General features: G+C 60.2%; 10 protein-coding genes and 1 tRNA gene. 3 read left to right on the top strand and 8 right to left on the bottom strand.

Annotated elements, in window-relative coordinates; genetic code table 11:
• Positions 1 to 416 precede the first annotated feature (416 nt).
• On the top strand, positions 417 to 776 hold the full coding sequence (locus tag ACV8MC_RS00340) for a DUF6124 family protein (RefSeq protein ID WP_071174652.1): 360 nt from the start codon (positions 417 to 419) through the stop codon (positions 774 to 776).
• Between the two features lie 64 nt (positions 777 to 840).
• Here ACV8MC_RS00340 and ACV8MC_RS00335 read toward each other — a convergent pair whose 3' ends face one another.
• Positions 841 to 1,050, bottom strand: coding sequence for a transcriptional regulator (locus ACV8MC_RS00335; protein ID WP_081932519.1), 210 nt, complete (start codon positions 1,048 to 1,050; stop codon positions 841 to 843).
• 299 nt (positions 1,051 to 1,349) lie between these two features.
• On the opposite strand from ACV8MC_RS00335, the gene ACV8MC_RS00330 reads away from it, so the two are divergent.
• Together ACV8MC_RS00330 and ACV8MC_RS00325 are read left to right on the top strand one after the other, a co-directional pair.
• The gene (locus ACV8MC_RS00330; protein WP_095180586.1) at positions 1,350 to 1,646 is read left to right on the top strand and encodes a helix-turn-helix domain-containing protein; all 297 of its coding nucleotides are present in this window, start codon (positions 1,350 to 1,352) and stop codon (positions 1,644 to 1,646) included.
• Positions 1,646 to 2,929, top strand: a complete 1,284-nt coding sequence (locus tag ACV8MC_RS00325; RefSeq protein WP_095180587.1) for a type II toxin-antitoxin system HipA family toxin — start codon at positions 1,646 to 1,648, stop codon at positions 2,927 to 2,929. The genes ACV8MC_RS00330 and ACV8MC_RS00325 overlap by 1 nt, the downstream gene beginning before the upstream one ends.
• Before the next feature lie 145 nt (positions 2,930 to 3,074).
• Here ACV8MC_RS00325 and ACV8MC_RS00320 read toward each other — a convergent pair.
• The 7 genes from ACV8MC_RS00320 to uca form a co-directional block, all read right to left on the bottom strand.
• Positions 3,075 to 3,148: transfer RNA gene (locus ACV8MC_RS00320), tRNA-Gly, on the bottom strand.
• 157 nt (positions 3,149 to 3,305) lie between these two features.
• Entirely contained in the window at positions 3,306 to 4,190 is an 885-nt protein-coding gene (locus ACV8MC_RS00315) for an alpha/beta fold hydrolase (protein ID WP_236167986.1), read from the bottom strand.
• A gap of 316 nt (positions 4,191 to 4,506) precedes the next feature.
• The gene (locus ACV8MC_RS00310) at positions 4,507 to 5,199 is read right to left on the bottom strand and encodes a pseudouridine synthase (RefSeq protein ID WP_252868936.1); all 693 of its coding nucleotides are present in this window, start codon (positions 5,197 to 5,199) and stop codon (positions 4,507 to 4,509) included.
• Between the two features lie 33 nt (positions 5,200 to 5,232).
• Positions 5,233 to 5,463, bottom strand: a complete 231-nt coding sequence (locus ACV8MC_RS00305; RefSeq protein WP_186568305.1) for a cysteine-rich CWC family protein — start codon at positions 5,461 to 5,463, stop codon at positions 5,233 to 5,235.
• Positions 5,456 to 6,943 (bottom strand): sensor domain-containing diguanylate cyclase, encoded by a 1,488-nt coding sequence (locus ACV8MC_RS00300; protein WP_252883324.1) that lies wholly within the window; start codon positions 6,941 to 6,943, stop codon positions 5,456 to 5,458. Before ACV8MC_RS00300 ends, ACV8MC_RS00305 begins: the two co-directional genes overlap by 8 nt.
• 281 nt (positions 6,944 to 7,224) lie before the next feature.
• The gene (atzF, locus tag ACV8MC_RS00295) at positions 7,225 to 8,997 is read right to left on the bottom strand and encodes an allophanate hydrolase (protein WP_457264097.1); all 1,773 of its coding nucleotides are present in this window, start codon (positions 8,995 to 8,997) and stop codon (positions 7,225 to 7,227) included.
• 24 nt (positions 8,998 to 9,021) lie between these two features.
• Positions 9,022 to 12,657 carry an urea carboxylase gene (gene uca, locus ACV8MC_RS00290; RefSeq protein ID WP_457264095.1) on the bottom strand — a complete coding sequence of 1,212 codons (3,636 nt, stop codon included), beginning with the start codon at positions 12,655 to 12,657 and terminating at the stop codon, positions 9,022 to 9,024.
• Positions 12,658 to 12,827 lie beyond the last annotated feature (170 nt).

The following is a 12,827-nucleotide window of genomic DNA, read 5'->3' as shown; positions in this document are numbered from 1 at the left end:
CAACTCGTTCACGCTGAGCTCGTCGGAAATTTCCTTCTGTTTTCCAGGCTTTTACACGTGGTGCGCTATGGCTGTTTAAAGTTGAATCACGTTGCGTCCCGATGCCTACAAATCCTTGCGCCGCTGCCTACCGGTACGCCAGAATCCGCCGGCTTGTGCGCCTGGAGGGCGGTCGGTAACTTGGTTCGCGTCACTGATTTCCAGTGATCGGGTTTAGTAGCCCGGTAATGTCCTCCTCGTAACGGTTGCACGAGTTCCGTTGAATCAGGCGCGTGCCTGTATTTTATGGTGGCTGTGCGCATGGCGCCTTCGGGTGCGCCGGATGGGGGATGGGTCCGGTCTACTAACTTGCGTACAGCCGCCACCCTCCCGTTTAGTAGCGTGGTGGATGCGGCTCAAATGAAAGGTACCGCCCCGTGTTCAAAGTAACGCCAAATCCGCCGGAAACCGATCCGGCCTCTCCTTACGAGTCCCTCGATTCGAAAAAACTCCACGAAGCCGCCGAACGCGCCCTCGACCACTATCTCATCCCACCAAAAACAAGCTCACCGCCGTACCAGGCCAGCAGCATGTTCATGGTTAATCCGGGCACCGATACCGAGTCGCTATTGGTCAACGCCAGCGAGTCCCTCGGCTCGGCCAGCGTCATGCTCGGCGACTTTGCCGCCTTGCTCGACGGCAGCCAGCGCAAAACCCTGCTCGGCATCGCCCAGGTCGTCATGCTGGGCGAGCTGGCGGTGAATCAGGTGTTGGATAATGTGGTGCCGGTGGGTTAGCCGGCGTTGATTTCCGAGTAAAAAGTAACCGGTCGTTGCGACCGGTTTTTCGGCTAGTGCAGCGTCAAAACCGCTGATCAATACCAGGTTTGTCCTCTTGAAAGGGCTCGGAAGGGGGAATCGGGAATTGCTGCTCCTCATACTCGCCCACCCGCCGAGCGAGAATTTCCAATTCATCGCCTTCCGGCGAGTTCATCTCAGCGCCCCAAATCTGCTCGATACGCAGCAATGCTGCGGACAAGTCTTCAGTGCTCCGAATGGGTTTGATGTCCATAAATGATGTCCGCTTTGGTAACCACATGAGCGGCGATCTTGAACGGCACAACAAACGCTGTGTTCATCATTACGTTGCCAAATATGACTGCATTGCGGAGAGTCAGATTCGCGGTGACAAAAGCGGCCACGCGTGACCCAACCGCGTAATCCTCAATGTCAGCTGTGTAGCAATCAGAAGATCTCTATTGCTCCACGAAATTAGTGAAATTTTTCAAAAATGGTCATATCTGATCCTTAAGGGAGGTTAAATGGCTACAATGGCTCTATTAAGATCCTTAAGAATTGGAAGGGTTTGCCATGTCATTCATGCATTTGCTTCACTCGCCGGCTGAGATCGCTAGAAATGTCGGAGAAAACGCCAAAATCCTGCGGCTCTCCAAAAACCTTTCCCGCAAGACGCTCGCAGAAAAGGCGGGGGTTTCCGAATCCACCATCAAGCGATTCGAAGCGACCGGCCTCGTGACGTTGGAGGCTTTGATCCTGATAGCCACTGCGCTTGATGAACTCAACGCTGTGACCAGGCTGTTCAAACCAGAGCAACCGAGCTCGCTGGATGAGCTGAAGAATGCCAGGCGCAAGAGAGGGATGCGCTGATGATCAAGCCTTTCAAACACACAGAAGCGCTGGATGTTTTGAAAGAGGGCGCCAAGGTTGGTGAGCTGGTCAGAGTCGCGGGCCGGGGGATTTACTTCGCTTACGATCCGGGTTGGCTTGCCACTGGCTACAATCTTTCGCCGCTGACAATGGCTTGGGACGAAAAGCCCCAGTTGGCCAGGAACACCAGCCTCTTCGAAGGGCTACACGGACCGTTCGCCGATTCACTGCCTGACGGCTGGGGCATGCTGCTGATGGATCGATATTTCGACAGCACCTTCGGTGACGGCACCCACCTTACCCTCACAGCGCTTGATCGCCTTGCTTATATGGGCGAGCGCAGTATGGGGGCGTTTGAATATCAGCCGAAGGCGGAAAAAACAGAGCTCACAGGCCCTTTGGATATTTGCCAACTCTACGAAGCTTCAATCGAAGTTCAAGAGGGTGAGACCCCTGCTGTGCTTACCAAATTGCGACTGGCCGGTGGCTCACCGGGGGGCGCACGACCGAAGGCAATCGTGGCGCTGTCTGCCGACAAAAAACACGCAATTTCGGCCTTTGATGCCCTGCCCGAGGGCTATGCACATTGGATCGTGAAGTTCAGGGCATTGTACGAACCGATTGAAACCGGCGGCATTGAACTCGCCTATGCCGAGATGGCTCGTGCCGCCGGAGTGACCATGGCTGAATCGGATCTTCTGGATGTGCAGATGCCTGGCGGCGAGGTTGAGCGTTTCTTCGCAACCAAGCGCTTCGACCGCGACGGCGAGCGCAAGATTCACATGATGACCGTCTCGGCGCTCATGTACGCGGACTACCGCGCATTGTCATCCATCGACTACCCGAACCTGCTCAAGCTCACTCAGGTGTTGACCAGAAGCTCCGTCGAAGTGGAAAAGATGGCCAGGTTAATGATCTTCAATGCGCTGTCTCACAACCATGACGACCATGCGAAGAACTTTGCCTTTCTCTGCCACAATCCTGAAAAAAAAGGCGAGAAAGAAACCTGGACGCTGTCCCCGGCATACGACCTGACTTTCGCAAACGCCATGGGCGAGCACACCACTGACTTCGGTGGCCGCACTCCCGGCACGCCTACGCGCAAGCGAATCATGGAGATCTGCAAGGATTACAAATACCTCAAGGCCGAGGAATACATCGAGCAGACTCTCGCAGCGCTCGCCGACTGGAAGAAAGTATTCACTCGATTGAATGTCCCGCACAAAGCCGGGGAACCGATCTTCAATGTACTGGCGAGGCTGCATCAGGATTTCGAGAAGTAATCCGGGGAGGAGGGGCTCAGCGATCTTCTGGAAGTCTTCACCGCCAACACGCTTCAACTTCCAGACACAAAAAAACCGGCCATCAAGGCCGGTTTTTCATTTCTGCATCCCCCGTCGGACAACACAACGCGAGATCAATATTCGGTGGAGCGGGTAGAGGGAATCGAACCCTCATCTAAAGCTTGGGAAGCTTTCGTTCTACCACTAAACTATACCCGCTCAGAGCGGCTGACTTTGTACCAGACTCGGCCACGGATTTGAAGTTTTCTTTTCTCTGCGAGGGCTTTGCCACGCAGAAAACGGTCGATCGCGAGCAAGGGCTGCGCCGGTGCAACAGGCACTTCAAGCTTGCAGCCTTGCCCGCGATGACGCTGTTTCAAATGGCCAAAGCATGTTGATCCTGCACAAACGAGTAGCGCGTTCGGCTGGCTTGCGGCGCAGGTTTCAGAAAGCCGAGCAGGGCGTTCTGGCTGTCGCGGCAGGCGGCCTTGTGCTCCATGTCGAGAAAGTGTCCGGTGGCTTGCAGGGTGGTGAAGCTGCTGTGGGCAACGTGATTGCCGAACAGTCGCGCATCCTCGGCGGCGGTGTATTCGTCCCATTCGCCGTTGAGAAACAGCACCGGCACGTTGATCTTTTTCGCCGCATTCAGATAGCACTGGCGATCGCTGTGCAGCACGTCGTTGATATGAAAATGCATCTGTCCGTATTCATGCTCGGCGAGACTGCTGACGTGGCGGTAGTTGAAACGCTTGAACAGCGACGGCAGGTGTTTGCCGATGGTGTTGTTGACCAGATGGCCGACCCGATCGCCGTCGCGGCTGCCGAGGTAATCGACGCCGCGCTCAAGGTAATCGAGCATGTGCGCATTGATCACCGGGGAGAACGAGCTGATCACGGCTTTTTCGATGCGCCGGGGCCGCTGGGCGAGGGCGACCAGAGTGGCGGCGCCGCCCCAGGAGAACGACAGCACGTGTTCGGCGGCGAAGTGGTCGATCAGCTCCAGCAGAATCTGCCCTTCGACTTCCTTCGTCAGATGTTTCTCATGCCGGTTGTGGGCTTTTGACCGACCCGCGTAGGGCTGGTCGTAGCAGACCACGTTGAATTGCGGGTGCAGGTTTTTCACGGTCTGTGCAAACGACGCAGTCGTGGCCATCGAGCCGTTGACCAGAATGATGGTCTTTTCTGCGGCGTCTGCGCGATAGAACTCCGTGTAAACCCGATACTGACCCTGTATATCCAGCACAGCGATTTCTGGCCTCATGTCATAAGACTCCTGGCAAGCAAGCGGGTATGCGCGCAATCGAGATTGCACGAGCTTTGTGACAGGTAGGCATACGCCTGAAATTTGCTGGCCCATGTCGATCCGGTACGGCAGGTCGACGGGTGTTGTTATTGGCGGGCAGATTGTCGGCTGAGGCGCAGCCCTTGAGGGCAGACGACCGACAAAAAGTTTCTTGGAAGTATGTGGTGACTCATCGGTCACATTTCGGCCGACGTCCTGATTCAAGCAGGGGACTCAGGATCACGCAAGTGCCGTCGGCGAATTGTTCGACAACTTCGGCTGAGCGGTCGCCGGCTTAGAACAAATGAATCTCTTCGGTGCGCAAAGCGCGGTACTCGCCCGGTTTTAGCGCGTGATCGAGGGTCAGTTTGCCCATGGATTCGCGGTGCAGGCGCAGGACTTTGTTGTTGAAGAACCCAAACATGCGCTTGACCTGATGGTAGCGGCCTTCAACGATGCTCAGCCGTGCCGAGCGTGGGCCGAGCAGCTCAAGCTGTGCCGGTTGCGTGGTCAGATCTTCGAAAGCGAAGTAGATGCCCTCGGCAAATTTCAGCGCGTAGCTCGGGTCGATGTCCTGTTCGGTTTCGACGTAATAGACCTTCGCCAGTTTGGTTTGCGGCTGCGTCAGGCGCCGCGACCAGGCGCCGTCATTGGTGATCAGCATCAGCCCGGTGGTGTTGAAATCCAGACGCCCGGCGATGTGCAGATCGTCCTTGTGCGGTTCATCGAGCAGGTCGAGCACGGTCGCATGCTGCGGATCGCGGGTGGCGCTGACGCAGCCCGGCGGTTTGTGCAGCATGAAATAGCGAGCCGGCTTACCGCTTTGCAGCACCTCATCGTCAACTTCGACCCGGCTGAATTCCAGCACATCACTGTGCGGGTCGCTGACGACTTTTCCGTCAATCCGCACGCGCTTTTCCACCAGCAACAGGCGAACCTGCTGACGGTTGTAGCGGGGCAGATTGCTGAGGAAGCGGTCGACACGCATGGTCAGGATTCAACGGACAAAGGGCCGCGCATCTTACGGGATCGGCCGCCGGCCTGCTTGCAGTTGCGCTTCAACCTGGGCGCAACGCGGGCACAGGCAGGCTTGATTGCGCAACTCGGCCGGCAGCGCTTCGAGCACTGCCGGGTCGATGGTCACGCCGTAGCACCAGCATTCGCGGTCGGCGGTGCGCGGGTCGGCGAGACTGCAATCGTTGCGCGCACCGCAGGCCGGGCATTGGTCGGGTTTGACGTCGTTATCAGGCATAGGTCGAGTGCGGCATTTCCATGCAGGTGCGGTTGCGCCCGGTTTGCTTGGCGCGGTACATCGCATGATCGGCCCGGGACAGCAGAGTGTGCAAGGTGTCATCGCGTTGCACGGTGGTGGCGCCGATGCTCACGGTCAGATGCAGGCTGTGGCCATCGTAGGCATATTCGTGTTGCTCGACGTGCTGACGGATTTTCTCGGCGATTTTCTGCGCGGTCTCGCCGTCGGTGTCTTTCAACAGAACGATGAACTCTTCACCGCCCCAGCGGCAGACGATATCGGCGTGACGCAGGCAACTTTGCAGGTCGCGGGCGAAACCGATCAACACCTGATCGCCGGCCATGTGTCCGTAGGTGTCGTTCAAGGCTTTGAAGTGGTCGAGGTCGAGCAGCAACGCGGTCAGCGGCTTGGTTTCCCGTTGGGCCTCGTGCAGCGCCTGCGCAGCGAGGATGTCGAAGCCGCGTCGATTCGGCAGTTCGGTGAGACTGTCGAGGGTGGCGTGCGCCTGGATCTTCGCCTGGAAGCGCTTGATCACCCGGTTGAGCAGCGCCAGCACGATCAACGTCACCAGCAGGCAGATCAGCAGATTGAGATACAGCGACTGGCGGATCTCGCTCAGCGCGCCGTCCTCGCGTTTATCGACGAACAGGTACCAGTTCAACTCGGGGATAAACCGCACGTTGAGAAAATGTCCCTGGCCGTGGGTGGAGTATTCGTAGCTGCCGCTGTGCGGTTTGGGCAACTGGCTGACCAGACTTTTCATGCTCTCCAGTTCGCCAAGACTCTGGCCGATGTGCGCGCCTTCCGGACCACCCTCGGCACCGGTCAATACGAGGCGGCCGAAGGTGTCGACGAAGTACACGCTGCGTTGATAGCGCTGTTGATACTTGTCGATCAGCTTGATCACCGCGTCCACGGTCAGGCCCACGCCCGCGGCGCCGATGAAGCGGTTGTGGTAGTCGTAGACCTTGTAGTTGATGAAGAACGTCAGGTTGTCCTTGTTGGCCAGATCCGGGTCGACGTTGATCTCGTACGGGTCCTGCATGTCGCGCACGCGGAAGTACCAGGTGTCGCGCGGCTCATCGACTTTGACCTGTTTGAGCACGCCTTTGGCGTGGTAGTAGGTGAGCGTGGCATTGGAAACGAAGAACGCCGTGTAGGCGCCGTAATGGGTCATGACCTCGTCGAGATAGCGGGTCATCTGCTCGGGATTCTGCTCGCCGTTGACCACCCAGTCGCGCATGAACGTGTCACGGGACATCATCGAGGAAATCAGGATCGGCCGGACCAGATCTTTCTGGATTTCCGAATAGACCGTGTCGGAGGTCAGTGGCAGTTCAGTGTTGACGATGTTGTCGCGGATCGACTCGCGGGAAGCGAAATAGCTCAACAGCGAGGTGGCGAGAAACCCGGCGCCGAGCAGGGCGACCAACGTGAGCACCAGTGAACGTTGCGAGTACAAGGGAGAACGAAGCGGCATGGCAGATCCGTTGGCAGTGGCCCGATGGGATGCATTCTAGTGGGATGGTCGGGAAAACACTGCGGGATTTGTGCCTGAAATGGCGGGGGATATGACGTAGCGGTGTGTCAGGGAAATCGCAGCCCCTCACCCCAGCCCTCTCCCGGGGGAGAGGGAGCTGGATTGAGGGTGATGGAAAATCTGTGATCGACTCGGTATCAGCCAATGGCAACCGATGGACAGTCACCTCGGTCAGTTCCCTCTCCTGGGGGAGAGGGCTAGGGTGAGGGCGAGCTTTCGGATCAGCCCCGGGATGCCAGATACGCCCGCCATCCCCCCAAATGACTGATATCCACCGCACCTTCCAAGCCATACGGCTCGCAGATAAACCCGCTCTCCCAGCGCCCATCCGCCAATTGCACCTTGCCCAACCCGAGCGGCGCCGGAATCCCGGTGAGAAACGAGCCCAGCTCGCTGCTCGGCAACTCCCAGACCTCCACGGCAATCGCCACGCCGCCGTCCTTGACCCGCACCATGCCCGGCCGCAATGGCGGGCCGCCGGCGAGGGCGTGCAGTCGATAGTCCGGCGAACTGAACGTGGTTTCCAGCAAGCGCCCGCCACGCTGGGTCAGTTGCCAATTCAACGCCAGCCCTTGCAGGTGCGCGCCGCATACCACCAATCGAGCGCGGTCATTGCGCGCAGGGTTCGCCGGAGCTGGCAGGGCGCTGTCCTGCTGGCGCTGCAAGGCATCCGCCACGCTCAACAGATACTGATCGGTAAACACCCGCCCGAACAACGTCACGCCCCACGGCAAACCGTTGCTCATGAACGCGGTCGGCACGGCGACGGCGGCGTAGTCGAGCAGGTTCATGAAGTTGGTGTAATAACCGAGTTCGGAATTGCGCAGCACCGGTTCCGCCTCAAGTTCGGCCAGGGTCACTGGACGGCCGATGGTCGGCGTCAGCACGCAGTCGAGATTCTCCAGGGCTTCGTCGCAGAGGGCCTTCAGTGCCTGCAATCGATATTGCGCGCGAAAGGTCTGCACGCCAGTCACTGCCGGTGCCTTGGCCAGCACCGCTCGGATCACCGGCAGCACCGCTTCGGGATTCTGCTCCAGCAGCTCACCGGCGACGCTGTAACGCTCGGCGACCCACGGCCCGTCGTAGAGCAGACGCGCCGCTTCGAGAAACGGCGACAGATCCAATTCGACTGCCTCGCCTCCCAAAGCCTTGAGCCGTTCGATGGCCGCTGCGAACAACTGTGGCCCCTCGTTGCAACCGAAAAATTCAAGGTCCTGTGCCCGTGGCACGCCGAAGCGAAACGGCCGTGGCGCGCCAAATGCCGAGCCGTCGTTCCATGCCGGATTGCCTCGGCTGTATTCATCGCGAGGATCGTGTCTGGCCGTCAACGCCAGCAACTGACTGGCCTCACGGGCGGTCGCGGTGAAGGTGGTTACGCAGTCCAGCGTGCGGCACGCCGGCAGCACGCCAGCGGTGGAAATCAGGCCTTTGCTCGCCTTCAAACCCACCAGATTGTTCAGCGCCGCCGGCACCCGCCCGGAACCGGCGGTGTCAGTGCCCAAGGCAAAACTCGCCACACCCAGCGCTACCGCCAGCGATGAACCCGCACTGGAACCGCCGGACGGATACTCCGCCAGCACGCTGTTCGGGCACGCACCATAAGGCGAGCGGCTGCCATTGAGGCCGGTGGCGAACTGGTCGAGATTGGTCTTGCCCAGCGGGATCGCGCCCAGCGCCAACAGTTGCTCGACGATGGTCGCCGACTGCTGCGGCACATAGGCGAACGCCGGGCACGCAGCGGTGGTGGGAATGCCGGCCAGATCGATGTTGTCCTTGATCGCGAACGGCACGCCATACAGCGGCAGACTGTCGAGGTCACGACCGTCGAGGGCGGCGAGGTACGGCTCCAGTTCATCGACGCTGAGCAAGTGAATGAACAGGTGATAGTCGGGATTCAGCGCAGCGGCTTTTTCGCGCAATTGCAGCAGCAGTTGGCGCGGTGTGGTGTCGCCATTGCGATAGGCCTGGCGCAGTGCATCGAGTTGCAGATTCATCGGTTGATCCTTATAAAAATGGCTTCAGTCGAGTTCCAGCACCACTACCCGTTGTCCGGCGCGCACCGCCGAACCGGGTTGCACGCGGATCTTGCGCACCACACCGGCCAGCGGCGCGAGCACAGGGATTTCCATCTTCATCGACTCGAGAATCACCAGCACGTCGCCCGCCGCGACACGCTGGCCGGCCTCGACCTGCACCTGCCAGAGATTGCCGGCGATGTGGCTGTCGACGCTGTGTTCACCGTTTTCCAGTGGTGCTTCTTCGCTGGCGTCAGGCACGGCTTCTTCGCTGTCGAAATGCGCCTGGCCGCTGGCGATCCAGCGCTCGCGTTCAGCTTTGAACGCGCCCTGTTGCTGCGCACGGAAAGCGCTGATGCCCGCGGCTTCCTGACTGAGAAATGCCTGATAGTCGGCGAGGTTGAGCTGGCTGTGTTCGATGTTCAGATCAAAGCGCCCAAGGGGGAAATCGCGGCGAATGCGCAGCAGTTCTTCGGCGCTGACCGGGTAGAAACGGATCTGATCGAAGAAGCGCAGCAGCCACGGTTTGCCGTCGAACGCGGCGACTTCGCGATAGCGATTCCACATCTGCAGAGTGCGCCCGACAAACTGATAACCGCCCGGGCCTTCCATGCCGTACACGCACATGTAGGCGCCGCCGATGCCGACCGAATTTTCGGCCGTCCAGGTACGTGCCGGGTTGTACTTGGTGGTCACCAGACGATGACGCGGGTCGAGCGGCGTGGCCACCGGCGCGCCGAGATAGACGTCGCCAAGGCCCATCACCAGATAGCTCGCATCGAACACCGTGCGCTGCACTTCGTCGAGATTTGGCAGGTCGTTGATGCGCCGGATGAACTCCAGATTGCTCGGGCACCACGGCGCGTCCTTGCGCACGGTGGTCATGTATTTCTCGATCGCCAACTGACAGGCCGGGTCGTCCCACGACAGCGGCAAGTGCACGATGCGCGAAGGCACCTGCAAGTCCTTGGCGGCGCACACCGCGTCCCATTCGCCAGCGATGATGCCGAGCAGATCGGCCAGCGGCAGTTGCTCGGGCTGGTAGTGCACTTGCAGCGAGCGAATGCCCGGGGTGAGGTCGATCACCCCATGCAGGGCTTGGCTTTCCAGCGCCTGCATCAGCGCGTGGGCGCGAAAGCGCAGGACCAGATCAAGCTCCGGCGCGCCGATCTCCAGCAGTAAATGAGTGTCGCCAGAAACCCTCCCGACAAGCCGCCGATCCCCCTGACCCAACTCAAGAACCACAGGCGACACAATCCCTTGTGGGAGCTGGCTTGCCAGCGATGAAGTTGATGCGGTGTCAGATCGGGCACCATCGCTGGCAAGCCAGCTCCCACAGGGGGCATCCCATTTCAGGGCGAGATCGCGGGCGGTGCCGAGGTCGACGGGGATGAACTGAATTTTATCGCCCGCCTTGAGCTGCCCCAGCTGCCACAGGTCCGCCTCAATCACCGTCACCGGGCAGACAAACCCACCCAGGCTCGGGCCATCCGGGCCGAGAATCACCGGCATGTCGCCAGTGAAGTCCACCGCCCCGATCGCATACGGATTGTCATGGATGTTCGACGGGTGCAGACCCGCTTCACCGCCATCCTCACGCACCCACTCAGGTTTCGGTCCGATCAGGCGCACGCCGGTGCGGCTGGAGTTGAAGTGCACTTCCCACTGGGTCGCGAAGAACGTGGCGATGTAGTTTTCGCTGAAGTATTCCGGGGCGCCGTGCGGACCGTAGATCACCCGGATCTGGCGCACGCTCGGCAGCGTGGTGATGTGCTGCTCGGCCAGTTGCTGGCCGGCGCTGTGGTCGGCCAATGCCGGCACATGCAACACGTCACCGGCCCTTAACGCCCGTCCGCCATGCCCGCCGAACTGGCCGAGAGTGAAGGTACTTTTGCTGCCCAGATAATCCGGCACCTGCACGCCGCCGCGCAGGCACAGATAACTGCGCGCGCCGGCGCCGCTGATGCTGCCCAGTTGCAATGTCGCGCCGGCCGGGATCAGCAGCGCGGTGTTCATCGGCACCGGTTCAGCGTCAAGGGTCAAGGCAATCGGCGCGCCGGTCACCGCGACCACCGCGTCACAATTGAAGCGCAGGATCGGCCCGCTCATGGTGATTTCCAGTGCGGCGGCGCCTTGTTCATTGCCGAGCAGGCGATTGCCCAGACGCAGCGCTCGGCTGTCCATCGGCCCCGAGGGTGGCACGCCGACGGCCCAGTAACCGAGGCGTCCGGGATAGTCCTGCACGCTGGTTTGCGTGCCGGCGCTGAGCACTTCGAAGGTGTTGGCGTGATAGAGCAGATTTTCCAGGCAACGGGTCCACGGCTGGCCGCTGGCGAATGGAGTATCGAGGAGAATCTGCCGCAGGTAATCGCGGTTGGTTTCCACGCCATACAGCAGGCTATCGCCCAGTGCCTGATGGAGTTCGGCGCGAGCCTGTTCGCGGCTCGGCGCCCAAGCGATGAGCTTGGCAATCATCGGGTCGAAATACGGCGGGATTTCCACACCGGCTTCGACCCAGGTGTCGATGCGCAACTCAACGCCGTTGGCTGGCGGAAACTGCACAGCGGTCAGCAGGCCCGGGCTCGGCTGGAAATCACGCCCCGGATCTTCCGCGTACAGACGTGCCTGAATCGCATGGCCCTGCGGTTCCAGGCCTTGATACAACTCGTTCAGCGGCGGCAGATCACCGGCGGCCAACTCGATCATCCAGCGCACCAGGTCCACGTCCCACACCTGTTCGGTGACGCCGTGCTCGACCTGCAAGCGCGTGTTCACTTCGAGAAAATAGAAGCGCTGGCCCTCGCTGTCGAAGACGAATTCGACGGTGCCGGCGCTGCGATAATTCACCGCTTGCGCCAGTTTGATCGCCGCTGCGCACAGCTCATCGGCCATGCCTTCTGGCAGGTTCGGCGCCGGGGTTTCTTCGAGGACTTTCTGGTTGCGCCGCTGCACCGAACAGTCGCGCACACCGAGAGCGATGACTTCACCGCAGCCGTCGCCGAACACCTGCACTTCCAGATGCCGCGCGCGTTCGATGTACTTCTCGATGAACACCCCGGCGTCGCTGAAGTTGTTCTGACCGAGGCGTTTCACCGCTTCGAATGATTCGCTCAATTCACTGGCGCTGCGGCACACGCGCATGCCGATGCCACCACCGCCAGCGGTGCTTTTCAGCATCACCGGGTAGCCGACCTGTTCGGCGGCACTCAGCGCGCAATCGAGGCTGTCGAGCAGGTCGGTGCCTTCGAGCATCGGTACGCCGTGCTGTCTGGCCAATGCGCGAGCAGTGTGCTTGAGGCCGAACACCCGCAATTGCTCCGGCGTCGGGCCGATGAAGGCGATGCCCTGCGCTTCGCAGGCTTCGGCGAACGCTGCGTTTTCCGAGAGAAATCCGTAGCCGGGATGAATCGCCGTGGCGCCGCTTTGTTTGGCGATAGCGAGGATTTTATCGACGGCCAGATACGTCGCGGACGCCGCGCCTTCGCCGAGGCTGTACGCTTCAGCGGCCTGGGAGATGTGCAGGCTGGCAGCATCGGCTTCTGAGTACACGGCGACGCCTTGGGCCTTCAGCACGTTGATCGTGCGCAGGATGCGACAGGCAATCGCGCCACGGTTGGCGATCAGGATTTTTTCGAACATGGCATAACCCCTGAAGGGGGAGCGGGCCGTCCCGCTGTTTTTCGACAGACATCCGGGCCGTCCCGGATGGAAAAAACACACTTCACTCAAACCCACCACAAACCCCCTGTGGGAGCGAGCCTGCTCGCGAAGGCGGTGGATCAGCCACATCAATGCTGAATGACACGGCG

The sequence above is a fragment of the Pseudomonas sp. PK-RTE-24 genome (genome assembly GCF_054052265.1).
Note: the sequence above shows the minus strand (reverse complement) of the source record. Positions and strands in the feature narration are given on the sequence as shown.